Annotated in this window: 24 protein-coding genes and 1 tRNA gene; 7 read left to right on the top strand and 18 right to left on the bottom strand. The window is 31.9% G+C overall.

Annotated features, from left to right (window positions below):
* The first annotated feature begins 568 nt into the window (after positions 1 to 568).
* The 3 genes from Q0C58_RS00125 to rpe all read left to right on the top strand — a co-directional run bounded on the left by Q0C58_RS00125 (position 569) and on the right by rpe (position 2,809).
* Positions 569 to 1,432: a sigma-70 family RNA polymerase sigma factor gene (locus Q0C58_RS00125; RefSeq protein ID WP_034062287.1), complete on the top strand. Its 864-nt coding sequence runs from the start codon at positions 569 to 571 to the stop codon at positions 1,430 to 1,432.
* Between the two features lie 312 nt (positions 1,433 to 1,744).
* Complete coding sequence (locus Q0C58_RS00120; RefSeq protein WP_290696174.1) at positions 1,745 to 2,107, top strand: BLUF domain-containing protein; 363 nt, start codon at positions 1,745 to 1,747, stop codon at positions 2,105 to 2,107.
* Between the two features lie 39 nt (positions 2,108 to 2,146).
* Entirely contained in the window at positions 2,147 to 2,809 is a 663-nt protein-coding gene (gene rpe, locus Q0C58_RS00115) for a ribulose-phosphate 3-epimerase (protein WP_290696166.1), read from the top strand.
* Here the strand turns inward: rpe and Q0C58_RS00110 are convergent.
* The 17 genes from Q0C58_RS00110 to mraZ form a co-directional block, all read right to left on the bottom strand.
* Positions 2,806 to 3,684: a zinc-dependent peptidase gene (locus Q0C58_RS00110; protein ID WP_290696164.1), complete on the bottom strand. Its 879-nt coding sequence runs from the start codon at positions 3,682 to 3,684 to the stop codon at positions 2,806 to 2,808. The two genes, rpe and Q0C58_RS00110, sit on opposite strands and share 4 nt — an antisense overlap.
* A 27-nt stretch (positions 3,685 to 3,711) precedes the next feature.
* On the bottom strand, positions 3,712 to 3,957 hold the full coding sequence (locus tag Q0C58_RS00105) for a hypothetical protein (protein ID WP_290696162.1): 246 nt from the start codon (positions 3,955 to 3,957) through the stop codon (positions 3,712 to 3,714).
* A 124-nt stretch (positions 3,958 to 4,081) separates the two neighbouring features.
* A tRNA-Arg gene (locus tag Q0C58_RS00100) sits at positions 4,082 to 4,155 on the bottom strand.
* Between the two features lie 15 nt (positions 4,156 to 4,170).
* On the bottom strand, positions 4,171 to 4,620 hold the full coding sequence (locus Q0C58_RS00095) for a GatB/YqeY domain-containing protein (protein WP_290696161.1): 450 nt from the start codon (positions 4,618 to 4,620) through the stop codon (positions 4,171 to 4,173).
* A 148-nt stretch (positions 4,621 to 4,768) separates the two neighbouring features.
* Positions 4,769 to 6,748, bottom strand: coding sequence for a cell division protein FtsZ (gene ftsZ / locus Q0C58_RS00090; protein ID WP_290696160.1), 1,980 nt, complete (start codon positions 6,746 to 6,748; stop codon positions 4,769 to 4,771).
* A gap of 128 nt (positions 6,749 to 6,876) precedes the next feature.
* On the bottom strand, positions 6,877 to 8,199 hold the full coding sequence (gene ftsA / locus Q0C58_RS00085) for a cell division protein FtsA (protein ID WP_290696159.1): 1,323 nt from the start codon (positions 8,197 to 8,199) through the stop codon (positions 6,877 to 6,879).
* 3 nt (positions 8,200 to 8,202) lie between these two features.
* Positions 8,203 to 8,922 carry a cell division protein FtsQ/DivIB gene (locus Q0C58_RS00080; RefSeq protein ID WP_290696157.1) on the bottom strand — a complete coding sequence of 240 codons (720 nt, stop codon included), beginning with the start codon at positions 8,920 to 8,922 and terminating at the stop codon, positions 8,203 to 8,205.
* Positions 8,912 to 10,264, bottom strand: a complete 1,353-nt coding sequence (gene murC, locus Q0C58_RS00075; RefSeq protein WP_290696155.1) for a UDP-N-acetylmuramate--L-alanine ligase — start codon at positions 10,262 to 10,264, stop codon at positions 8,912 to 8,914. Before murC ends, Q0C58_RS00080 begins: the two co-directional genes overlap by 11 nt.
* 140 nt (positions 10,265 to 10,404) lie before the next feature.
* Positions 10,405 to 11,508 (bottom strand): undecaprenyldiphospho-muramoylpentapeptide beta-N-acetylglucosaminyltransferase, encoded by a 1,104-nt coding sequence (gene murG / locus Q0C58_RS00070; protein WP_290696153.1) that lies wholly within the window; start codon positions 11,506 to 11,508, stop codon positions 10,405 to 10,407.
* 37 nt (positions 11,509 to 11,545) lie between these two features.
* Entirely contained in the window at positions 11,546 to 12,745 is a 1,200-nt protein-coding gene (locus tag Q0C58_RS00065; protein ID WP_290696172.1) for an FtsW/RodA/SpoVE family cell cycle protein, read from the bottom strand.
* 115 nt (positions 12,746 to 12,860) lie between these two features.
* Positions 12,861 to 14,192, bottom strand: coding sequence for a UDP-N-acetylmuramoyl-L-alanine--D-glutamate ligase (murD, locus tag Q0C58_RS00060; RefSeq protein ID WP_290696151.1), 1,332 nt, complete (start codon positions 14,190 to 14,192; stop codon positions 12,861 to 12,863).
* A gap of 145 nt (positions 14,193 to 14,337) precedes the next feature.
* Positions 14,338 to 15,573 (bottom strand): phospho-N-acetylmuramoyl-pentapeptide-transferase, encoded by a 1,236-nt coding sequence (mraY, locus tag Q0C58_RS00055; RefSeq protein WP_290696149.1) that lies wholly within the window; start codon positions 15,571 to 15,573, stop codon positions 14,338 to 14,340.
* 17 nt (positions 15,574 to 15,590) lie between these two features.
* Positions 15,591 to 17,054 (bottom strand): UDP-N-acetylmuramoyl-L-alanyl-D-glutamate--2,6-diaminopimelate ligase, encoded by a 1,464-nt coding sequence (locus Q0C58_RS00050; RefSeq protein WP_290696147.1) that lies wholly within the window; start codon positions 17,052 to 17,054, stop codon positions 15,591 to 15,593.
* Positions 17,051 to 19,054 carry a penicillin-binding protein gene (locus Q0C58_RS00045; protein ID WP_290696144.1) on the bottom strand — a complete coding sequence of 668 codons (2,004 nt, stop codon included), beginning with the start codon at positions 19,052 to 19,054 and terminating at the stop codon, positions 17,051 to 17,053. The genes Q0C58_RS00050 and Q0C58_RS00045 overlap by 4 nt, the downstream gene beginning before the upstream one ends.
* 6 nt (positions 19,055 to 19,060) lie before the next feature.
* Complete coding sequence (locus Q0C58_RS00040) at positions 19,061 to 19,378, bottom strand: FtsL-like putative cell division protein (protein ID WP_290696171.1); 318 nt, start codon at positions 19,376 to 19,378, stop codon at positions 19,061 to 19,063.
* A 175-nt stretch (positions 19,379 to 19,553) separates the two neighbouring features.
* On the bottom strand, positions 19,554 to 20,450 hold the full coding sequence (rsmH, locus tag Q0C58_RS00035) for a 16S rRNA (cytosine(1402)-N(4))-methyltransferase RsmH (protein WP_290696143.1): 897 nt from the start codon (positions 20,448 to 20,450) through the stop codon (positions 19,554 to 19,556).
* Positions 20,437 to 20,907, bottom strand: a complete 471-nt coding sequence (gene mraZ / locus Q0C58_RS00030) for a division/cell wall cluster transcriptional repressor MraZ (protein WP_290696141.1) — start codon at positions 20,905 to 20,907, stop codon at positions 20,437 to 20,439. The genes rsmH and mraZ overlap by 14 nt, the downstream gene beginning before the upstream one ends.
* A 297-nt stretch (positions 20,908 to 21,204) precedes the next feature.
* Here mraZ and Q0C58_RS00025 point away from each other — a divergent pair, with 297 nt between their 5' ends.
* The 4 genes from Q0C58_RS00025 (at position 21,205) to Q0C58_RS00010 (ending at position 24,359) form a co-directional block, all read left to right on the top strand.
* Positions 21,205 to 21,969: an alpha/beta hydrolase gene (locus Q0C58_RS00025; RefSeq protein ID WP_290696139.1), complete on the top strand. Its 765-nt coding sequence runs from the start codon at positions 21,205 to 21,207 to the stop codon at positions 21,967 to 21,969.
* Between the two features lie 249 nt (positions 21,970 to 22,218).
* The gene (gene yihA, locus Q0C58_RS00020) at positions 22,219 to 22,827 is read left to right on the top strand and encodes a ribosome biogenesis GTP-binding protein YihA/YsxC (RefSeq protein WP_290696137.1); all 609 of its coding nucleotides are present in this window, start codon (positions 22,219 to 22,221) and stop codon (positions 22,825 to 22,827) included.
* 280 nt (positions 22,828 to 23,107) lie between these two features.
* A complete protein-coding gene (locus Q0C58_RS00015) occupies positions 23,108 to 23,971 on the top strand; it encodes an RluA family pseudouridine synthase (protein ID WP_290696135.1) in 864 nt (287 codons plus the stop codon).
* A 184-nt stretch (positions 23,972 to 24,155) separates the two neighbouring features.
* Positions 24,156 to 24,359, top strand: coding sequence for a hypothetical protein (locus Q0C58_RS00010; RefSeq protein ID WP_290696134.1), 204 nt, complete (start codon positions 24,156 to 24,158; stop codon positions 24,357 to 24,359).
* A 618-nt stretch (positions 24,360 to 24,977) separates the two neighbouring features.
* On the opposite strand, the gene Q0C58_RS00005 is transcribed toward Q0C58_RS00010, so the two are convergent.
* Positions 24,978 to 25,707: ABC transporter permease (locus Q0C58_RS00005; RefSeq protein WP_290696133.1), on the bottom strand; the 730-nt coding region annotated here is incomplete at its 5' end.

The following is a 25,707-nucleotide window of genomic DNA, read 5'->3' as shown; positions in this document are numbered from 1 at the left end:
GACCGATTAAGTAAGTCTGAAATTCAAAAGTGCAAGGATATTATTAAAGAAACTTTCGTTGATTAAAAGTAAGTATTGAATAATATTGCGGAAAGTACTGAGCTAAAAAACAACTTTTTTCTTCATTAAATTTATGCACTAGTATTCTAGACTCATAATTCTATTAATTAGTATTTTGAGTTTATATTTTTATATAAATATTACTTATTTCGATAAAACCGAAACGTAACTTTCATCGTAAGGTAATCCAGATTTCACTATTGCAAAACTCTATTTAATTAGCTTATTCGAAACTGGAGTGTCTACCTTTGATGTGACGATTTTTTAGGACGAGACAACTTCGCAATTGATGCACATCCTTTTTTATTTTTCTTAAAAAAGATATAACGGAAAGCCTGACGTTTTTAAGCCTTTTTTGGGCTTAAAAAGGGAACGCCATACTAAACTAAATTAAGCACAATAAAAAATAATTAAAACTTTTTGTAACAAAATGTAACCTTTGTGCGTATAACCAGTAATAGCAAATTATTCACATCCCTAATTTGGGATTAAAAATCATACATATTACATGAGACAACTTAAAATTACCAAGCAGGTAACTAACCGTGAGACCGCATCTTTAGACAAATACCTACAAGAGATTGGAAAAGTTGACTTAATTACCGCAGACGAAGAAGTAGAATTAGCACAACGTATTAAGGCTGGTGACCAGTTAGCACTTGAGAAATTAACTAAAGCTAACTTACGTTTCGTTGTATCGGTAGCTAAGCAATACCAAAACCAAGGTTTAACTTTACCTGATTTAATTAATGAAGGTAATTTAGGTTTAATTAAAGCTGCGCAACGTTTTGATGAAACACGTGGTTTTAAATTTATATCTTATGCTGTATGGTGGATTAGACAGTCTATTTTACAAGCATTAGCAGAGCAATCTCGTATTGTACGTTTACCGCTTAATAAAATTGGTTCTATTAATAAAATAAACAAAACGTTTGCTTTTTTAGAGCAAGCACATGAGCGTCCGCCAAGTGCTGAAGAAATTGCAAAAGAGTTAGATATGACTATTAACGACGTTAAGGAATCTATGAAGAATTCTGGACGTCACGTAAGTATGGATGCACCTTTAGTTGAAGGTGAGGATTCTAACCTTTACGATGTTTTAAATTCTGGTGAGTCGCCAAATCCAGATCGTAATTTATTACATGAGTCTTTACGTACTGAAATTGAGCGTGCTCTTGAAACATTAACGCCTCGTGAGGCAGATGTTATTCGTCTTTACTTTGGTTTAGGAAACCAACATCCAATGACTTTGGAAGAAATTGGTGAAACTTTCGACTTAACACGTGAGCGTGTAAGACAGATTAAAGAAAAAGCTATTAGAAGATTAAAACATACTTCTAGAAGTAAAATATTAAAAACTTACTTAGGATAAAACCTAAGCTATCCCAACAAACAGTTATTCATAACTGTTCGTTTTTTGATTGATGAAAGAAACCACGGCTGATTACCGTGGTTTCATTTTTTTATAACTTTTATAAAAAGTATAGTAAAGAAATAGATAAATACACTTAATCGTATTTATTTGTGTTTAATCGTTATTTTTAGTATGTAATCGGTTTTTAGTTATTATCACAATTTAGCTGGTACGTTTCCTTAAGGTTTTATCATATTAGTAGTCCCGAATACTACTTAATCTATGTTAAAATCAATTTGCTATTGAAACAAAACTAATAAAGAACTCTCTATTCTTGAAACTAAAGCATTATTTGATGCTTGTAAAAAGAATAATAACCGTCTAGGTTTAATGGGTTTAATTTACAGGCATAATGATTGTTACTTTCATATTATTGAAGGTAAAGAAAAAGATATCGATAATTTATTTTCAAAAATTAAAACCGAAAATATACATAAAGATAGTACTGTATTATTAAACCAACCCATTACAAAATTTACTTTTAACGATTTTACAACTGGTTATAATAAAGTGGAAGATTTAAATGCTTTATTTGGCCTACAGGAATATCATGACTACATTGTAAAAAACAACTTAGCAAGTAAATATATTTTTTTAGAGATTATTTCTAATCTATTTAGTGTTGAGTTATAAAAGCATTAGCTTTGTACAATCCAAGCAAAACTCTAAATAATGGCTAAAAAATTAATTGCACCTTCGATGCTTGCTGCCGATTTTGGCAACTTACAGCGTGATACAGAAATGGTTAATAATAGTGATGCAGATTGGTTTCATATAGATGTTATGGATGGCCATTTTGTACCAAACATATCTTACGGAATGCCAATAATTGCTGCTATTAAAAAGCATGCTACAAAGCCATTAGATGTGCATTTAATGATAGAAAATCCTGAACGCTACATTGAGGAGTTTGCAAAGGTTGGAGCAGATATTATTACTGTACACCACGAATCTACTGTGCATTTACATAGAACGCTAAGACAAATAAAAGATGCTGGTTGTAAAGCTGGTATTGTTTTAAATTTAACAACGCCTGTTTCGGTTTTAGAAGATATTTTACCAGAATGTTATATGATATTATTAATGTCTATTAATCCTGGTTTTGGTGGTCAGAAATTTGAAGACATTACATACCAACGCGTAAGAAAATTACGTAAAATGATTGATGAACAAGGTTTAAACACACGTATAGAAATTGATGGTGGTGTTACCGATAAAAATATTGAAAAACTAGTGGAAGCTGGTGCAGATGTTTTTGTTGCAGGAAGTCATATATTTAAAAGCGAAGACCAAATGAAAGCTACTGCTAATTTAAAGGCTTTGGCAAATAGCTAATATCCTGCAAAATTAAAGTTAAGCATTTGCTTTACTATTACATATATTTCTGGAAATTGAGAACGAAATTCTGAAGGTGTTTCTATAAAATTTTCTACTAAAACAGACACAAATTCAAAGTGGTTAGTAAAAGCGTAATCTCTAATGTATTTTGTTTTAGTAAGTTTTTCTCTTATGTGTGGATTTTTTTCAATAAAATTGGTTAATTCTATAAAGCGAATTTTAAATAGGTAAGCACTTATATCTTTTTCTTTTAAACTATTTAGATGTACAGCATGTACAACTTCATGAATGCCTAAGTTTAGATTATCGTCTTCGATTGCATAACCTTCAATAAAATCCTTCCAAGATAATACTAGCGCTTTCATTCTAGGATTATACTCACCTTTATGGTCTTGATTGCTTTGCTTAGAATAATAATGTTTTGGGTATATAATAATAGTGTCTAAAGCTTCTATTAAATATTTTCTAAAACCAAAAGTAATCATCACTGCTGTTGCAGAAACCAAAACAAGGTGCTCGTCTTTTATTGTTATGCCTTCTTTACCAATAAATTCTATTTTATTAATAAATTTACAAACACGATGCCTAAAAAAACGCTGCTCTTTTTTATTTAAAAGCTTGTAAAAATTAAATTCATTTTCTAAAATTTTTTTTTGATTAGGTTTTAATTCTTTAACAAAAAAATAAAAATGTCTATAGAAAGGTTTACCTCCTATAAAATCTACATATAAACCTTCTATTACTTTAAATAACCAAATTAAAATAACTACTATAACGAAGACTACTAAAAAAATAGTTGCGATAGCTGTCACATATTCATAGACTAGTGGGTTTTCTTTAAATTCTGCTTGAGATTGAAGTATTAGTAACATTTTATTTAATGTTCTTAAAAGAAAAAATTAAGCCATATGGTTATTATAATTATCTAATAGTGTATCTAGCAAACCATCTGTAGAAATTCTAGTTATTGAAGACCCATTTCTAGTAATTTTTTTACTAATAAGTCTTTTTTTAGGCTCTCGAAGGTTTTTAACCATACGGTTAGTTTGATTTGTAAACTGCTCGTAATAAAAATCTGCTGTAAATTTACCCGAAAACTCCCTAGTTAAACGTGCTTTGTCTTTAGCTAATTTTTTCGGCTTCATTAATACTATTTGATAATTTTTTAATTAAACCATCTACAACTTCAGTATCTGTTTTACTATACACATTCCATTTCTTTACAAATTCAAGCAAACTTGATTTGCTACGAACCTCTTTATTAATTCGTGACCTCGAGAGGATTCGAACCTCCAACCATCAGAGCCGAAATCTGATATTCTATCCAGTTGAACTACGAGGCCAAATAAATTATTATTTCAAGACAATTTACTCTTAACAATTGTAGAAATCGTTTTACCATCTGCACGACCTGCAACAGCTTGATTAACCATTCCCATTACTTTGCCCATATCTTTCATGCCTTCCGCTCCTGTTTTAGCAATAGCATCTTCTACTAGCTTCCCAACCTCTTCTTCACTCATTGCTTCTGGTAAAAATTGAGAAATAACTTCTGCTTCTGCTAACTCTGGCTTAGCTAAATCTTCTCTGTCTTGTTCTAAAAATATTGCTGCGCTGTCTTTGCGCTGTTTTACTTGTTTTTGTAATATTTTAAGCTCTTGCTCTTCAGTTAACTCCTCTTTAGCTCCACTTTCTGTTTGTGCTAATAAAATTGCAGATTTTACTGCTCTTAAAGCTGTTAATGCAACAGCATCTTTACTTTTCATAGCCGTTTTTAAAGCTGTCATTATATTTACTGATAAACTCATTCTATTATATGTTTTATTGAATTACGAAGATAAGAAAAAAGTAAGCAGTTGTATATACTGTGTTAGGAATCAAAACAGATAAAAGTAAAAACCCAAAACGTTAAAGAACGCTTTGGGTTTAAAAGAATTAAATAAGTTGTTTCTCTATTTAATCTACATTATCATGTAAGAAAGAATTATTATTTCTTAACTGAATATCATCATTATCATCTATACTTAATGTTGTTTTAGATACATTATTTTCGGAAGAAGAATGCTGTGTTTCATCCAAATTTAAACCTTGACGTTTATATGCTGGAATTTTTTCTATATCATCAATTTTGGAAGCGTTAAATTTATGATTAAACGATTTCATTTTTTGACGTCTATCATCTGCTCTATCTTTTAAAATATCTGAAATAGAACTGTTCATTGGGTCTAAATCTTCTTCAGCAATTGTAATAGCCTCCTCTTGACTAGTAATTACTTTCTTTTCGAAAACAATTTCCTCGTCCACAACTCCCTCTACTTTAACCTTTTGTGTTTTTGAATTTATTGCAGAGGTCACTTCAATATAATCATCTAAAACATAACGTATTTCTTCGTTCTCTCTAACTTCGGTAACAGGAATTAATTCTACATGATCTTTTACTTGTATATCATTTAAATCATGTACAACATTAGTTTCACTATCTAGCGTAATTTCAACACTGTCTTCATTTATTGGCAAATCGAAACTCAATATTATTTGTTGCTTTTCTTCTGTAGTTTCAGCTTCTATAGTTTCAAAATTGTCTAAATTACTTTCCGTAGAAGTAATTACAAACTCTTCTTCTGTATTAAAAGTTGCTACAACTTCATCATAAACAACATCTATATTTTTAATAACTTCTGAAGTAGGAATAAATTCTAACTCTTCGGTAGAGCTACTACTTCGCTGCTTATTTACTATATCCATCTCTTTTTTACTTAAAGAGTCTTCAATATCCTCACTTAAATCCAAAGTATGCTTTACCACTTTTGGAGGCTCTGGCTTTTCTAAAACAATGTCTGGTGTAATAATAGCTGGAGTTGCTTCGCTTGGAGATAAATCTTTCTCAATACTTTGGTCTTCTTCTAAAGCATGAATAACCTTTTTAGTTTCTGTATTAGAAATCTCGTCTTGCTGCTCTACATTAAATCCAGTGGCAATAATAGTTACTGCAATAGATTCATCTAAAGATTCGTCCTCACCAACACCCATAATAATGTTAGCACCATGTCCAGCTTCTGCTTGAATATGATCGTTAATTTCACCAATTTCATCAATAGTAATTTCATCAGAACCAGAAACGATTAGCAACAATACGTTTTTAGCTCCAGTAATTTTATTATCATTCAACAAAGGCGAATCTAAAGCTTTAGAAATCGCTTCGTGCGCTCTATTTTGACCAGAAGATGTTGAAGAACCCATAATTGCTGTTCCACTATTACTTAATACAGTTTTAGCATCGCGTAAATCAATGTTTTGTGTGTAATGATGTGTAATTACCTCTGCAATACCACGAGAAGCGGTTGCTAAAACTTCGTCTGCTTTGGAGAATCCTGCTTTAAAACCAAGATTACCATAGACTTCTCTTAACTTATTATTATTAATCACAATAAGAGAATCTACTTCTGCACGTAATTTTTCTATACCTATTTGCGCTTGTTCGTTACGCATTTTACCTTCAAACTGAAAAGGCATTGTAACAATACCTACTGTTAAAATGTCCATTTCTTTGGCCATTTTAGCAATAATAGGTGCTGCTCCAGTTCCAGTTCCACCACCCATTCCTGCAGTAATAAATACCATTTTAGTATTTGTACCAAGCATTTGTTGGATATCTGAAAAACTTTCTACAGCAGATTGCATACCAACATCTGGATTGGCTCCTGCACCTAATCCTTCGGTAAGATTAAGACCTAATTGGATTTTGTTTGGAACACCACTGTTTTGAAGCGCTTGTGCATCTGTATTACAGATTACAAAATCTACTCCTTTGATGCCTTGTTGAAACATGTGGTTAATAGCGTTGCTACCACCTCCTCCAACACCAATAACCTTGATGACGTTAGATTGATTTTTAGGTAAATCAAAGGCGATACTTTCGAATTCTTTGTTGCTCATAAAATTCTATTTAATGGTTTAGACGTTGATTTATAACGTCTATTTATATTTTTCTTATTTTCTTTGAGAGGTTGCAATGCAACATCTTTTTTTCTTAATCTTTTAGACGAAGCATTGCTTCCTCTCTTCTACTCTGCGTTGTCTAAAAAATCTTTAACACGCTCGGTTAACGCATCTAAAAAAGAGCGTTTTGGTTTCTTAATTGGTTCTACTTCTGAAGCTTCATCTTCTACTAAAAACTCAGAATCTTCTGTTGCTTCTTCTTCTACAATAGCCTCTGCTTTAACACGCTCTTGACGTTTTAAACCATCCATAACTAAACCAACTGCAGTAGCAAATAATGGACTTGTAACAGCATCGTCACTATCGCCAGCCAAATGCTCGTTTGGATAACCAACTCTAGTATCCATTCCTGTAATATATTCTACTAGTTGTTTTAGATGTTTTAATTGGCTTCCTCCTCCTGTTAATACTATACCTGCAATTAATTTTTTCTTTTGTTCTTCGTGTCCGTAATTTTTAATTTCAACATACACTTGCTCAATGATTTCAACAACTCTTGCATGAATAATTTTAGACAGGTTTTTTAAAGTAATCTCTTTTGGATCTCTTCCACGTAATCCTGGAATAGAAACAATCTCATTTTCTTTATTTTCTCCAGGCCATGCAGAACCAAACTTGATTTTTAATAACTCTGCTTGCTTTTCAATAATAGAACAGCCTTCTTTTATGTCTTCCGTTATTACATTTCCTCCAAAAGGAATCACTGCTGTGTGTCTAATAATACCATCTCTAAAAATAGCTAAATCAGTTGTTCCACCTCCTATATCAATTAAAGCAACACCTGCTTCTTTTTCTTCTTGACTTAATACTGCGTTTGCAGATGCTAATGGTTCTAACGTAATACCTTCTAGTTCCAAACCAGCACTTTTAACGCAACGTCCAATATTTCTAATAGAAGATACTTGACCTACAACCACATGGAAATTAGCTTCTAATCTTCCACCATACATGCCTATAGGTTCTTTTATTTCTGCTTGTCCATCAACTTTATATTCTTGTGGCAATACATGAATAATTTCTTCTCCAGGCAACATTACTAGCTTGTGCACTTGGTTAATTAAACGTTCTATATCATCCTCATCTATAACCGTTTCAGAATCTGCTCTTGTGATATAATCACTATGCTGAAGACTACGTATATGCTGTCCTGCAATACCTACTGTTACACCTTCTATTTTTGTTGCAGCAGCAGCTTCAGCTTCTTGAATAGCCAATTGAATGGATTGAATAGTTTGTGTAATATTATTTACAACACCACGATGCACTCCTAAACTTTTAGACTTACCAATGCCTAAAATTTCAACTTTACCATATTCATTTTTACGACCAATCATCGCCACAATCTTTGTGGTTCCAATATCTAATCCAAATGCTAAATTTTGTTCCATAATTTATACTTTAGTGCAAACAACTTGGTTTTCAAATTGCAAATTCACTTTGCTGTATTTATCTAAACTTTTATCTTTTATTGCTTTTTTGTAAAAAGCTTTAAGATTGTTTACTTTTTTATCTAAATGTTCAAGTTTTCCAATTTGTACTATAAATTTGTATTGTCTTAACTTCAAATCTATAGACTTATTTTTATTTTGAATTATCTCTACAACATTCTTTTTCAAGAATTCATCACTATCAATTATGTTAGCTATAACAAAAATTGCATTTAAATTTTTCTTTAACACTTCTCCAGTTACTATTGGAACTCTTGCAGTGAAATTAGACGATAAAGGCATATAACCACCTTTACTATCTATATAATAAGAACTTGAATTTAAGACTCTTGCAATAGGTTTTTTTTGTTTTATTTTAGCTGAAAAATCTCCATTTATGTTTAAAAAAACTTCAGCTTTTTCAATCATTGCATTAGCATTCAAAACAGATTCTAATACATTCAAATCTAGAGTTTCTTTAGGCACACTCGTAAGTGGCTCCTGATTTTGTATTAACAATTTACTAACATTTGCATGTGTGATAAATGGTTTTTGCTCATCTACAAACTCAATAGTTGTTTTTACTACTTTTCTACTACCATTTCTAGCTGATGAAAATGCAAACAAAAATACAACTGTACCAAGCAATACAAGACCTTTTATGTAATACCAATTAATTTTCATGAACCAATGCTTCTTTTATTTTTTGTACTTCTGCTCCAATATCTCCTGCACCAATTGTGAGGATGATTTTTGTTTTACTTTCTTTTATTTTCTGAATAATCTCAGATTTATTAATTAATTCTTTTTTAGGGTTATTAATTTGATCTAAAAGCCATTGAGAATTCACACCTTCGATTGGTAATTCTCTCGCTGGATATATATCTAATAGTAATATTTCATCAAATCGCGAAAGGCTTTGCCCAAACTCTGCACCAAAATCTTTTGTTCTAGAAAACAAATGTGGCTGAAAAATCGCTAATACTTTATCTTCAGGATACATTTCTCGAACCGCTTGATGCACTGCTTTAATTTCTTCTGGGTGGTGTGCATAATCGTCTATAAAAACAAGATCTTCCGTTTTTATTTGATAAGTAAATCGTCGTTTCACACCCTTGTAAGATGCTAATGCTTTAGCGAGCTGTGGCGTAGGGACACCATATTCTACAGCCATCGCTAAAGCTATTAATGCATTCGACAAATTATGTCTACCAGGTAGGCTAAATTGAACTTGTTTTAGCACTGTATTTGGTGTTTTTACATCAAATACATAAGCGCCATTTTCTATTTTTATATTTTGAGCAGTATAATCTGAATCGTCTTCTATTCCATAAGTAATCCCTTTAAGAGGTAAACCATTTCTAACAAACAGTTTTCCGTTTGGCTTTAGTTTTTTAGAAAAATCTTCAAAGGATTTTATTAATTCTGAAGCATCACCATAAATATCTAAGTGGTCTGCATCCATAGAAGTTATACATGCTAAATCTGGTGACAAGGTCAAAAAAGAGCGATCAAACTCATCAGCTTCCACAACGCTTACTTCATCTCCATTTAATATTAAGTTTGAATTATAATTCTCACTAATTCCACCTAAAAAAGCAGTTAATGGCACATTACACACTTTCATTATGTGACCAAGAATACTTGTTGTTGTTGTTTTTCCATGAGTTCCTGCTACAGCTAAACAAAAGGTGTTTTGCGTAATCAAACCTAATATTTCTGAACGCTTTACCACATAAAACCCATTGTTTCTAAAGTAATTTAATTCACTATGTGTTTTAGGAACAGCTGGTGTATAAACTATTAAAGTTGTTTTTGGATCTAAATACTTCTCATCTATGCTTTCAACAGCATCATTAAAATGAACTTTTATACCTGTAACCTCTAAAGCATCAGTAAGATTAGTTCTAGTTTTATCGTAACCAGAAACAGACTTACCAATAGAATGAAAATAGCGTGCCAATGCAGACATACCAATGCCACCAATACCAATAAAATAAACGTTAAGTGTGTTATTTAAATTCATTTGTTATTCCTGCGAAAGCAGGAATCTGTTTTTAATTATTATTTTTTTGTCATTCCTGCAAAAGCAGGAATCAATATTTACTATCTATTCTCATTATGGATTCCTACATCGCAGTAATAACAAATAAGCTTAATTTTTTTTTATTGCTTTAAAAGTTTTTCAACTTCATCTACTATTTCTTTTGTTGCATTTACTAATGCTAATTTTCTAATATTCTCACTCAATTGTTGTTGCTTTTCTTTTGAAGCTACCAACTGAGAAAACTTATTTTTAAAATCAACTTCTAAATCTTCTTGCGCTATCATTAATGCTGCATTTACGTCTACTATTGCTTTTGCATTTTTAGTTTGATGATCTTCTGCCACATAAGGAGAAGGCACAAAAACTACTGGTTTTCCAACAATACATAATTCTGAAACAGATCCTGCTCCTGCTCTAGAAATAATAAAATCTGCAGCAGCATAAGCATAATCCATATTATTAATAAATTGATGTACTTGCACATGTTTTATGTCTCCATTAATCTTATAATCATCATAATATAATTTTCCTGTTTGCCAGATAATTTGCACTTGTTGCGTTTGCAGAAAATCCAGTTCGTTTTTTAATAATTCGTTTATGGCTTTTGCTCCTAGACTTCCGCCTAAAACCAATAGTGTTTTTTTATCTTCAACTAAATTAAAATGTTTTATTGCAGCTGTTCTTTTTGAATGAATATCTAACAAATCCTGACGTACTGGATTTCCAGTTTTTATTATTTTATCCTTTGAAAAAAACCTTTCTAAATCATTATAAGCCACACATATTTTCTGAACCTTTTTAGATAACAATTTATTTGTAATTCCTGGATATGAATTTTGCTCTTGTATTAAACTAGGTATTCCTTTAGAAGCTGCCACTTGTAATAATGGACCACTAGCAAAACCACCAGTTCCTATTGCAACATCTGGCTTAAATTGCTTGACAATTTTTCTAGCATTCCATAAACTATTAATAAGTTTAAATGGAAATATTAAATTTTTAAGCGTAAGTTTTCTCTGGATTCCTGTAATCCACAAGCCTTTAATTTTATAACCAGCTTGAGGTACTTTCTCCATTTCCATACGGTCTTTTGCACCTACAAAAAGAAACTCAGCGTTTGGAAAACGCAGTTTTAATTCGTTAGCTATAGCAATAGCTGGATAGATGTGTCCACCTGTTCCACCTCCTGATAGTATAATTTTATATGTTTTGTTTTTACTCACTTTTATCCTTGTATTAAGACATTACGATGCAACGCCTCTATAATGCTTCCGAAAGAATTTCTAATGGATTATCCTCAATTCCTTCTTCGCTTTCTTTATCTTTTATTTCTTCTCTTTTTGCACTTACACTTAATATAATTCCTATGGCTAAACATGTCATCCAAATAGAAGTTCCACCACTACTAATTAACGGTAAAGTTTGACCTGTAACTGGAAATAATTCTACTGCTACAGCCATATTAATCATGGCTTGAAATACTATTGGAATTCCAACACCAAGCACTAATAACTTTCCAAATATGGTGTCCGATTTTTGTGCCACTATCACTATTCTAAACAATAACCACATGTATAATATCATTAGAAAAAAACCACCAATTAGCCCATATTCTTCTATAATGATTGCGAATATAAAATCGGAAGACGATTGTGGTAAAAAGTTTTTCTGCGTACTTTTTCCTGGCCCAACACCTGTTAACTCACCAGATGCTATTGCTATTTTTGCTTTTTCAATTTGATAATCTGCCTCTGTATCTCCTCCATCTGAAAAATTCTCAATCCTACTCATCCATGTGTCAATACGGTTTGGCATTTTATCTGGAAAAGCTTTTGCTACTGTTATAAATAGCAACAAAGAAACAATGCCTATTCCAATAATAATTCCCAAATATTGTATGGGATAACCTCCTAAAAACACCAATATAACTACCATTAAAAAGATTAATGCTGTAGTTGAAAAGTTTGATGGTAAAATCAATATTAAAACTAAAAAAACAGGTACCCAAAGTGGCAATATTGATTCTTTAAAAGAGACTTCTTTGTCTTTTATTTTAGACATATATCTTGCCACATATACCATTAACACTACTGATGCTAAAGTGGATGTTTGAAAAGACATATTAACAAACGGAATACGAATCCATCTACTAGCATTTGCGCCTTCAATTGTTGTGCCTTGTAAAATAGTAACTACTAATAACACCAAAACTATTGGAATCATTACCATAGATAAACCTCTAAAATAACGATATGGCACTTTATGTACACCATACATTATTGAGAAGCCTAAAAATAAATGCATAAAGTGTTTAATAAAATAAGAGAACGTATTTCCTCCTCCTACATTTACCAAATTACTTGCAGCACTATACACAGGAAGGAATGAGAAAATAGCTAGCAAAGCAGCTATTGCCCAGATTAATCGATCTCCTTTTATGTTATTAAATACTTGTTGCACTTTTACTCTTGTATTATATTTTCTGTCATTCCTGCGAAAGCATGAATCCATTTGCTTTCTTGTTTTATTGTGGATTCCTACCTTCGTAGGAATGACAACTCAGTGTTATTTATTATTATAAATTCCTCACTGCATTTTTAAATTGCCTTCCTCTGTCTTCATAGTTTTCGAATAAATCAAAACTAGCACACGCTGGAGACAGCAACACATTATCACCTGCTTCAGCTACTTTGTAAGCTATTTTCACAGCTTCGCTCATAAACTGAGTTTCTATAATAATATCAACCATATTTCCAAAGCTTTCCATTAGCTTTTCATTGTCTATGCCTAAACAAATAATAGCCTTTACTTTTTCGTTTATAAATGGATACAACTCTTTATAATCATTGCCTTTATCTACACCACCAACAATCCAAACCGTTGGCGCATCCATACTTTCTAAAGCATAATACGTTGCATTTACATTTGTTGCCTTAGAGTCGTTTACGTACTGTACTTTATTAATTTTAAGTACTTGCTCTAAACGATGTTCAACACCATGAAAATTTTCTAAACTCTCACGAATAGTCTGTTTTCTTATTTTTAGCAAATTTGCAACTGTTGCTGCAGCCATTGCATTTTTAATATTGTGTTTCCCTTCTAAAGCTAGATTTTTGGTTGGCATAATTATATGGTTGTTATCTATTGTTATTTTTATATTCTCTTTGTCTAAATACGCTCCATTTTCAATTGGTTTTACTAATGAAAATGGCAATAATGTGGATTGAATAGTATTCTGATTTAACCAATTATTAATCACTTCGTCATCTGCATCATAAATCAAATAATCTTCTTTGGTTTGATTTAGTGCTATTCTGAATTTTGAATCGATATAATTTTCAAACTTATAATCGTAGCGATCCAAATGATCTGGTGTAATATTGGTAAGCACAGCTATATTTGGCCTAAAATCTACAATGCCATCTAATTGAAAACTGCTAATTTCTAACACATAGTTTTTAAAATCATCTTCTAAAATTTGTTTCGCAAAACTGTCGCCAATATTTCCTGCCAAACCAACATTTAATTCTTGCGTTAGAATATGATGTGTTAGAGAAGCCGTTGTTGTTTTCCCGTTACTACCAGTAATTCCAACAATGGTTGCATTGGAATATTTTGAAGCAAATTCAATTTCAGAAATCACAGGGATTTTGTTCGCGACAAGCTTTTGAATCAATTCAACCTTATCTGGAATTCCTGGGCTTTTCATTACAACATCTGCATTTAGAATTTTAGATTCTGTATGCTGTTCTTCTTCCCATTCAATCTCATTATGTATAAGAACTTTCTTGTACTCTTCTTTTATTTTTCCTTTATCTGAAACAAAAACATCATAGTCTTTCGCTTTTCCTAAAAGCGCAGTACCAACTCCACTTTCTCCTCCACCAAGAATTACTAATCGTTTCATTTTTTACTCTAGTTTTGTCATTCCTGCGAAAGCAGGAATCCATTTGCTTTCTTGTTTTATTGTGGATTCCTGCCTTCGCAGGAATGACAAATGATTTTCTATTTTTAAAAACACTTCGACAAGCTCAGTGTGACATTAATTTTTACTATCTAAGTTTCAACGTAACAATTGATAGAATTGCTAGAAAAATTCCAACAATCCAAAAACGTGTTACTATTTTACTTTCGTGATATCCAGATTTTTGATAATGATGATGTAATGGCGCCATTTTGAAAATGCGACGCCCTTCACCATGTTTTTTTCTTGTGTATTTAAACCAAGTCACTTGTAGAATTACTGAAAGCGACTCGGCAAAAAAGATTCCGCATAATAATGGAACTAATAATTCTTTTCTAACTGCGATCGCTATTACCGCAATGATTCCTCCAATGGTTAAACTTCCCGTATCGCCCATAAACACTTGAGCTGGAAAAGTATTATACCAAAGAAAACCAATTAATGCTCCCACAAATGCAGCTGTAAAAATCACCAACTCTCCTAATTGCGGAATGAACATTATATTAAGATAATCTGAGAAAAAAATATTTCCGGAAACAAAAGCAAAAATGGCTAATGCAAAAACAATTATAGCGGAACTTCCAGCAGCAAGACCATCAATCCCATCAGTTAAATTGGCGCCATTAGACACTCCAGCTACAATAACGATAACAATTGGAATAAAAATTAACCAAGCGTACTTTGCATAATCATCGCCTAACCAACTAATCAATTTTGAGTATTCAAACTCATTATTTTTCATAAAAGGAACAGTTGTTTTAGTAGATTTTACTGCTGGTCGAATTTGATTTGTTTCACCATCAACCGTTTGTACTACTTCAATATTATCCGTTGCACTAACATCTTCTTTAATAGTTACTCCCGGATGGAAATACATAATAGCACCTACAAATATTCCCAAACCTACTTGACCTAAAATTTTAAACTTTCCGCTTAATCCACCTTTATCTTTTTTGAAGACTTTTATATAATCGTCTGTAAACCCAACTAAGCCCATCCAAAGTGTGGTTACAATTAACATTATCACATAAATATTATCTAGTTTGGCTAATAACAACACAGGAACTAACGTGGCTAAAATGATGATGATTCCACCCATTGTTGGTGTACCAGCTTTCTCCATTTGCCCATCTAAACCTAAATCTCTAACCGATTCTCCAACCTGTTGTTTTTGAAGAAATAAAATGATTTTCTTTCCGAAAATTGTAGAAAATAACAATGATAGAATGATAGCCAATGCAGCACGAAATGTGATAAACTGAAACAAACTCGCTCCTGGCGTTTGGTAATGTTTTTCTAAATATTCGAATAGGTAATACAGCATATTCTATTGTTTGTTATTTATTTCTGTAATTGTTTTAATAATTCTTTTACAATTTTGAAATCATCAAAATCTGTACGCTCTCCATTTACCTCCTGATAAGTCTCATGACCTTTTCCTGCGATTAATATTATATCTCCTGCGCTTGCCAATTGACAAGCCGTTTTAATAGCTTGTTTCCTACTTACAATAGACAAAGTCTTCTTAAAATTTTGAGGCTCTACACCTTTTTCTATTGCTTCAATTATAGTTTCTGGAACTTCAGTTCTTGGGTTATCACTAGTAAAAATCACCTTTGTACTTAATGCTGATGCTATGTGTCCCATTTTTGGACGCTTAGTAACATCGCGATCTCCACCACAACCAACAACAGTAATTAATTCTTCGTTTTTTGTACGAATAGTATTTATAGTTTCCAGAACATTTTTTAATGCGTCTGGTGTATGTGCATAATCTATAATGGCAGTAATTTTTTCTTCTGAAACTAAATATTGAAATCTCCCGCTTACACTTTCTAACTCACTTACTAATCGCAGAATTTCTGTTTTTTCAAGTCCTAATAATTCTGCAGTAGCGTAAATAGCTAATACATTTGAAGCATTAAAACCACCTATTAACCTTGTCCAAACCTCACTATCGTTCACTTTTAACAACATTCCGCTAAACGAATTTTCAAGAATTTGCGCTTTATAATCTGCGTAATTTTTTAATCCGTATTTGTATTGTTTTGCTTTTGTATTTTGAAGCATTACTACTCCATTTTTATCGTCTGCATTTGTTAAAGCAAAAGCATGTTTTCCTAGATTATCGAAGAATACTTTCTTGACATCGCGATACTCAGCAAACGTATCATGATAGTCTAAATGGTCGTGTGTTAAATTGGTAAAAATGCCACCTTGAAACTGTAAACCTTCAGTTCTTTTTTGATGAATACCGTGTGAACTCACTTCCATAAAACAGAACTCGACACCTTCGTCATTCATTTCTTTTAAATAACGGTTAATGGTTAACGAATCTGGCGTTGTATGCGTAGCCTTATAATCTTTATTATCTACTTTAATTATTACTGTAGAAAGTAAACCGACTTTATAACCAGCATTTTTAAATAGTTGAAACAATAAAGTTGCAATGGTTGTTTTTCCATTAGTTCCTGTAACACCAACAAGCTTTAAATTTGCTGAAGGATTGCCATAGAAATTAGAAGCCATAATTGCTAAAGCTGAACTAGAATTTTCTACAACAATATAACTAACACCTTCTTTTACATCCTTAGGCAACTGCTCGCAAACCACAGCAATTGCACCTTGCGCTATCGCTTTTTCTATATAATCATGACCATCTGCAGCACTACCTTTTATAGCAACAAACAGATCGTTAACTTCAATGCTACGCGAGTTAAAATGAATATCTTTTACAGATACATTTGTTGACCCAACAACAGTATTGATAGTTACTTTATATAATATGTTTTTTAATAAAATCACGATAATTCTAAAACTATAGTTTGATTATTTTTTACTTTTTGTCCTTTAGGGATGGATTGCGACTTAACAACTCCATTACCATTCATTCGTACTTTTAAACCTAAATTTTCGCACAAGGCAATAGCATCCATTACTGGCAAACCAACAACGTTTGGCATAATTGTTAGGTAAGTATTTGCTGTGTCGTAATATTTTTGAAACTCATTTTCAACAGAAGCATTTTCAACTTCTAATGACTCAATTTCATCAATAATAGGTGTGTCTGTAAAAATCTTTTGTGCTATGCGTTTAAATACAGGACCAGTAACATCTGCTCCATAGTATCCAACTTTTGTGCTTGGCTTATGTATTACTACAATGCAAGAATATTTAGGATTCTCCACTGGAAAATATCCTGCAAAAGACGATACGTACTTTTTATCTTTTTTCCACTCCTCGAAATTACTGTAGTCTGTTCTAGCTGTTCCTGTTTTTCCAGCCATTGAAAAGTATTTTGAATACATTCCACTTCCTGTTCCATGCTCCACAACATTCTCAAGTAATTTTTGAGCTTTCTTTATCGTTTCGTTAGAAGCAATTTTTTTTACACGAACTTCTTTTTCAAAACTTTCCACCTCACGATCTAATTCTCGCACTTGACGTAAAAAACGAGGCTTTAGCATTTCGCCATCGTTAGCTACTGCATTGTAAAATGTTAGAGTTTGTAATGGTGTTAATTGTAAATTATAACCATAAGCAATAGATGGCAAAGCATTACGACTCCATATATCATCTCCTGGTTTTGGTATTATAGGCTCTCCTTCACCAATAATTGGAAGGTTTAAATTCTCATGAAGCTTCCATTGTTTTAACCTATCTATAAACTTGTTAGGGCTTTTAGAGTAATTATCATCAATTATAGTTGCTAAACCAATGTTAGACGATTTCTCAAACGCTTTTCCTGCTGAAATTTTACCGTAACCACGCGTATCTGTAATACCTCTTCCATAAAAAGTTTTATAGCCATTTTTAGTATCAATAATAGTAGAAGTATCAACCACCTTATCTTCTAAAGCAGCCATCATTGCCATTAATTTAAACGTTGAACCTGGCTCGTGAGACTCCCAAACAGCATAATTTCTTTTCTCGTAGTACTTTCCAGATTTAGATTTACCTAAATTTGAAATTGCTCTAATCTCTCCTGTTTTCACTTCCATTACAACAACACAACCATGTTCTGCATCATATTTTTCTAATTGCTCTAATAAAGAATGGTGCGCAATATCTTGAATGTTAGTATTAATTGTTGTGTAGATATCGTAACCATCTTGTGGTTCAACTTCATTATTATCTCTAATAGGTTTCCATTGGCCTTTACCTATTTTTTGTTTCCAACGGTGACCATCTTTACCTTTAAGATATTTTTCTCCAAAAGCACCATCTAATCCTGGTCTTGATACATCTCCATTTTCATCTGTACGTTCGTAACCTATGGTTCTCATAGCTACTTCTCCCATTGGATGCTCACGCTTTGTTGTTTGCTCTACAATTAAACCGCCTTTGTAAGCACCTAATTTTAATAATGGAAAATCACGTAATCTTAAATATTCTGAATAGCCAATATCTCGTGCCAACAAATAGTATCTGTTTTTTTTTGCTCTTGCTTTTCTTAAATTCTCTCTATAATAACTTGAAGATTTACCTGAGTATCGAGACAACGAATCGCATAAAGGCCCTATTTGTTCTTGCCATACTTTTTTCTTAGGTGTTTTAGTATCTATTCTAATATCGTATTTAGGAATTGAAGTCGCTAATAAATTTCCATTTACAGAATACACGTTACCTCTATTTGCAGGAATTGGCTTATTTTCAATAGTGCGTTTCTCAGCTAGCTCTCGATATGCATCACCATCTACATACTGTATTAATAACAGTTTTACAACCACAGCAATACCGAAGATGAACATACATCCAGCTACAAAATACAATCGGTTTAATATGTTTGTTTCGTTTACTGCCACTATTACCTATTCTTTACTTTTAACTTTTATTTTTTGAGGCGGAACTTCTGACGTTTTCAAGCCTTTTTTCTTCATTTTTACTGATACTACAGATTCTTTTTTTAACTCTGACAACGTTTTTCTACCATCCACAAACGCAGACCGTAAGTCTTTTGCCTCATTACTCAGCCTTGCTATTTCATGTACTTTTTTATCTGCACTATGAGAACTAGCAATCATCACTATAGCCAATACAGAAATGAAGAGAATCATTCTCCAGTTCTTAAAAGAATCGTCGCTTACTAGAAACGTTCCTCTTAATATGCTATAGATGTTTTTTTTCATATCACTTCCTGCGTAGGCAGGAATCTCTTTTTTTTTGCCACAAATACACGAATTTAATTTCTCATTCAATTGTGACTATTATTACATTAATTTGATTTCGCTTTACTCAATCTTTTTTAAATGCTTCTCGATACAATTTGTTCATGCTTCACAAACCACTCGAAGTGACGTTACTTTATATTTTCTCAGCAATCCTAAGCTTTGCACTTCTTGATCTACTGTTTATTTTAATTTCTTCAGCTGAAGGGATTATTAACTTTCCAACTTTTTTAAGTGGTACTTCAAAATTACCAAAAACATCTCGCTCTGGCTCACCTTCAAATAATCCGTTTCTTATAAAACGCTTTACTAACCTATCTTCTAGTGAGTGATAACTTATTAAGCTTAATCTTGCGTTAGGTTTTAGAATTTCTGGTGTTTGAGATAAAAATTCTTTTAAAGCTTCAATTTCTTGATTCACTTCTATTCTAATAGCCTGATATATTTGAGCTAATATTTTATTCTCATGCTTTGGTGACAAAAACTTTTGTAGCACTTTTTTAAGTTGATTGCTAGTTCTTATTGTTTCATCTTTACGAAACTCCACAATTAAACTTGCCATTGCTGGTGCAGCACGCAATTCTCCATATTGTAATAAAACTTGTTTAAGTTGCGCTTCGTCATATTCATTTAATACATGAAAAGCAGATAATTGACTTTTCTGGTTCATTCGCATATCTAACTCTGCTTCAAACCGTGTTGAAAACCCACGTTCAGCCACATCAAATTGATGCGAAGAGACTCCAAAATCTGCCAAAACACCATCCACTTCTTTTGCGCCATGAAATCTTAAAAATCGTTTTATATATCTAAAATTTTCATGAATAAGTGTAAACCTAGAATCGTCAATAGTGTTTTCTAAAGCGTCTGCATCTTGATCGAAAGCAAATAGTTTTCCGTTTTCTCCAAGACGACTTAATATTTCTTTACTATGACCTCCTCCACCAAAAGTGACATCCACATAAATACCGTCTGGCTTAATATTTAAGCCATCCACAGTTTCTTTTAACAATACAGGATTATGATATTCCATCGCCTTCCTCATCTTGCCCCATGACTTCTTCAGCTAAATCTGCAAAATCTACAGTCGCATCATCAATGGCTTGTTCATACTTATCCTTATCCCAAATCTCCACAATGTTTATTGCTGAAGACACTACAACATTTTTAGAAATGTTTGCGAAAATTGTTAAATCTTTCGGGATTAATAACCTTCCACTTGCATCTACTTCAACCATTTTTACTCCTGCTGTAAACCTGCGAATAAAATCGTTATTCTTTTTCTTAAAACGATTCAAACTATTTACCTTTTGCATTAACGTTTCCCATTCTGCCATTGGATACAATTCTAAACAAGGCTGAAAAACTGCGCGCTTTAACACAAAACCATTTTGCAACACAGGAGCCAACTGCTTTTTAAGCGCAGCAGGCAGCATTAACCTTCCTTTGGTATCTGCTTTACATTCGTATGTTCCTATTAATGAGTTCAATGTGATATTTTTATATGTAAACGAATAAGAGTCAAATATATTGAAAATATTACCACTTTTTACCACAATTTACCACATTGTTAATAAATAGTTATAATAACCATGTGTTTTATATATTTAAAAAGTTGACTAAAGCATTTAAACATATAGCTTTCAATAGGTTAAAAAACTAAAAAAATAGTAATGAACACCTGTTAATATTTGCAGTAGTGTAGTTTTTTGAAGTATCTAAAAAATTATCTTTTTTTTTATTTGAAATAACTATATTTGCTTGAAATGATTGTCTAAAAACACTTAATGTCGCACACACTTATTACTGAAGGAAAGTTTAGCTATATTGAAGCTGGAGAAGGCACACCAATAATTGTTCTACATGGACTTATGGGTGGCTTAAGCAACTTTGATGCAGTAATAGACCACTTTAGTAAAGATGGTTACAAGGTTATTATTCCACAATTACCTGTTTATACTATGCCACTTATTAAAACAAATGTTAAAGCATTTTCTAAATACTTGGGAGAGTTTATTAAATTTAAAAAATTTGACAGCGTTATATTATTAGGAAATTCTCTAGGTGGACACATAGGTCTCTATTACACAAAATTAAGACCCGAAAAAGTAAAAGCTTTAATTATTACAGGAAGCTCTGGTTTGTACGAAAGTGCAATGGGTGGAAGCTATCCTAAACGAAGTGATTACGAAGTAATTAAGAAAAAAGCACAAGATGTATTTTACGATCCAGCTATTGCAACAAAAGAAATAGTTGATGAAGTTTACGAAACTGTAAACGATAGAATTAAACTAATAAAAACACTTACTATTGCCAAAAGTGCTATTAGACATAATATGGCAAGAGACTTACCTAAAATGACTACACCAACCTGTATTATTTGGGGAAAAAATGATGCTGTTACTCCTCCAGAAGTTGCAGACGAATTTAATAAATTACTTCCAGATTCTGATTTATTTTGGATAGATAAATGTGGCCATGCAGCTATGATGGAACATCCAGAGGAATTTAATAAAATTCTTAGCTCTTGGTTGACAAAGCGTAAGTTTTAGTAAGCTTTTAGCAACTAGTTTCTAGCTTTTAACTGCTTACTGAATTGTTATTTTTTTGCTGATTTCTCTATTCTAACTCTTTTCTAAAGGAAAAGAAACTGTTCTGATTTTGCCAATACCACAATTTACTTTTTTGCTTGCCTAATTGTGCTTACTTTTGTGCCTTACATTGCTGCTTAAGTTTTAAACCCACAAGAGCAATTTTGTTTAATTTAATAAGATTCCTGCCTTCGCAGGAAAATGAAAACGATGAATATAAAATCTGCTGAATTTATAATGAGTAATTCTGATGTGGCAAAATGCCCAAAAGATATGCTTCCTGAATATGCTTTTATTGGTAGAAGTAATGTTGGTAAATCGTCTCTTATTAATATGCTAACTAGTAGAAAAAGTTTGGCTAAAACTTCTGGAAGACCAGGAAAGACACAGTTAATAAATCATTTTTTAATTAATAAAGATTGGTACTTGGTAGATTTACCTGGCTATGGTTATGCTAAGGTTTCTAAGAGCACAAAAAAGGTGTTTCAAAAATTTATTACAAAGTATTTTCAAGAACGTGAACAAATGATTTGTGCTTTTGTTTTAGTAGATATTCGCCACAAACCACAACCTATTGATTTAGAGTTTATGCAGTATTTAGGTGAAGGTGGTATTCCTTTTTGTATGATTTTTACAAAAGCAGATAAACTAAAACCAAAAGCTATAGACAAACATGTTGAGGATTATAAAAACATTATGCTAGAGACTTGGGAGGAGATGCCAAAACATTTTATTACTTCTAGTTCTAAGGATATTGGAAAGGAAGAAGTACTTGGATATATTGGTGAGTTGAATGATGGGATGACTAATTCACTATAGAATCTATTACTACATAAACAACAAAATGGAATTATAATAAAGTATGACAAAAAGTATTTTACTAAACACATTCTTTTTTTTAATAATAGTTTTTATCATATTTACCACTAATAATAATCGTACTTATTTTATTCTTTAGAACATTTAAACGTTACAAAAACAAAGAATCTAATAAAGTAAAAATTAATTTAATTACCTTTTTCTTTTTGACAACTATATACTTACTGAGATATCAAATTTTAAACTTAATTGGATAAAAAAAGGTGATTTTGCATAACTAATGCACCAAATACAAACCCACATCGTCCGACAACTCCCAAAACCAATTCGACTTCAAGAGTATGGTGTTGGCATCTTTGAACTAGCTTTTACAAAATCTGCATTAAAAAAAGCTTTAAAAAAAGACTACATTACTGTTAATGGTATTATTGCAACTTCCTCCACCTATATAAATGGAGGAGAAACTATATGCTTATCTATTCTAGAAAACAGCATTCCAAAAACTAAACTTGTTTTTAAGCTAGACGTACTATTTGAAGACGAGTATTTAGCCGTTATCCACAAACCAGCAGGCATATTAATAAGCGGTAATACTTTTAAAACTATTGCAAATGCGCTGCCTCAAAACTTAAAATGGAGTACGCTTGCAGACGCTACAATACCTCAACCAGTGCACAGGCTAGATTACCCAACAACAGGTCTTTTATTAATAGGAAAAGCGAACAGCAGTATTCGTGAGCTAAACGCACTTTTTAAAGCTAAAAAAATCAAGAAAACCTATTATGCTGTAACGCTTGGCAAAATGCAGCCAAAAGGCAAAATAACCTCTGCAATTGATAATAAAAGGTCTCAGTCTAATTATACCCTAAAAGCTAGTGTTTTATCAAAACGATTTGGCATACTTAATTTAGTGAAATTGAAACCAGAAACAGGAAGAAAACATCAACTACGTAAGCATTTACTTAGCATTGGAACTCCTATTTTAGGAGATAAAAATTATGGAATCGATAATTTAATTTTAAAAGGTAAAGGCTTGTACTTGCATGCCTATTCTTTAAAATTTACACATCCTTTTACAAACAAAAAAGTAACTTTTAAAGATGAATTACCTTTAAAATTTAAAAAGATTTTTGATTCTATTTAATTTGCAATTTAGAGCATAGTGGCCAAGAATCTTTATGTAATTTTTTGAGATTCTTCGCTATGCTCTGAATGACAGAAAAATAAGTGTTCCACACAAATTTTACACTTTTTTTTACATTTGTTATATAAGTTAAGCCTAATGTTCACAATATATTTGACAGACATTAATTTTAAAAACATTCATTATGATAAATCAAATTATCATTTTATATCTATCAATCGTAACTACTTTTAGTTTTACGAGTTGTAATAACTCTAGCGAAAACCAAATGCATTCAAAAAACGTTGCGTTACTTGAGTTAGAAGACATCATGAAGCAAAGAAAAACGGAATCTAAATACTATTATGGAATAGATTCACGGTTTGCCACTATTAGCAAAACCGAATGAGTAAACGCAACTACTATTTATCCATTTAATAATGACGAAGAGAACCAGCGCATTGAGAAAATTAATTCTACCGAAATTATTATTATTAAAAACAATAGAAGAAGTGATAGGCGAGAATACAGTAATTCTGAAAACTTAACAAAAGCTCAAAAAAAACTTTTAAAATCTCTAGACTACAGCAGACACTTTTCGATGAAAACACTTTTTTTAGAAAAAGAAACTAATGAATTGAGAATAGAAGAAAAAACAATCCACATTATACTGTTGTTCCAGAAACTGAGGCAACTTATGTTGAAGATAATACTGCTCTAATAAACTATTTAATAGAAAATACAGAAACTGAGACAGTAGTATTAGATAATAAAAAATTAAATGGTATAATAGTTTATTTTACAGTTACTAAAATGGAACCATTACAAACGTATTACCAGAAGAGCTTACAACTGGTTATCCAAAATTAGATAATAAACTTAAGGAGCTAATTAGCAAAACACCTGGACTATGGCAACCTGCTAAAAATGCTAAAGGAGAAAACATTGCACAAGAATTAACTTTTACTTTTTGACCAAAAGATGGTTGCTAATCAATACAATTTTATCAATCTAAAGATCATTACTATTAATTTTTAACATCTAAGGCGTCGCGTAAAGCATTACCAATAAGCATAAATGCCATTACTAAAAGCATAATGCATAAGCCAGGAATAACAGCTAAATAAGGCTTACCAAGAATAATATAATTGTAATGATCTTTAATCATTGCTCCCCAACTTGCCATTGGTGGTTGTGCTCCAATACCTAAAAAGCTAAGTCCACTTTCTATTAATATTGCTGCTGCAAAATTTGCAGCGCAAATAACTATTACAGGAGCCATAATATTAGGTAAAATATGTTTAGTAATTATACGATAGTTATTAAATCCTAAAGCACGTGCAGCTGTGACATACTGCATTTCTTTAGCACTAATAATTTGTCCACGAACTACTCTAGCAACCTCAACCCACATTGTTAAACCTACTGCAATAAACACTTGCCAAAAGCCTTTACCTAAAGCCAAAGTAATAGCGATAACTAATAATAATGTTGGTATTGACCAAGTTACATTTATTATCCACATAATAAACGCATCTACTTTACCTCCAAAATAACCTGCTACGCTTCCCATAAATATGCCAATAAGTAAAGAAATGAAAACTGCTACAAAGCCTATAAAAAATGAAATTCGTGCACCTACCAAAATACGACTTAGCAGATCTCGACCATATTTATCGGTTCCTAAATAGAACGTTTTTTTAACGATTAATGCTTCAGGTTTTATAGTGCTATCTTCTAATGTGTAAACCTTTTTT

Source organism: Lacinutrix sp., assembly GCF_023299985.1.
In the GTDB taxonomy this organism is placed as follows: Bacteria; Bacteroidota; Bacteroidia; order Flavobacteriales; family Flavobacteriaceae; genus Lacinutrix.
This window is presented reverse-complemented; position numbering and strand designations above follow the sequence as displayed.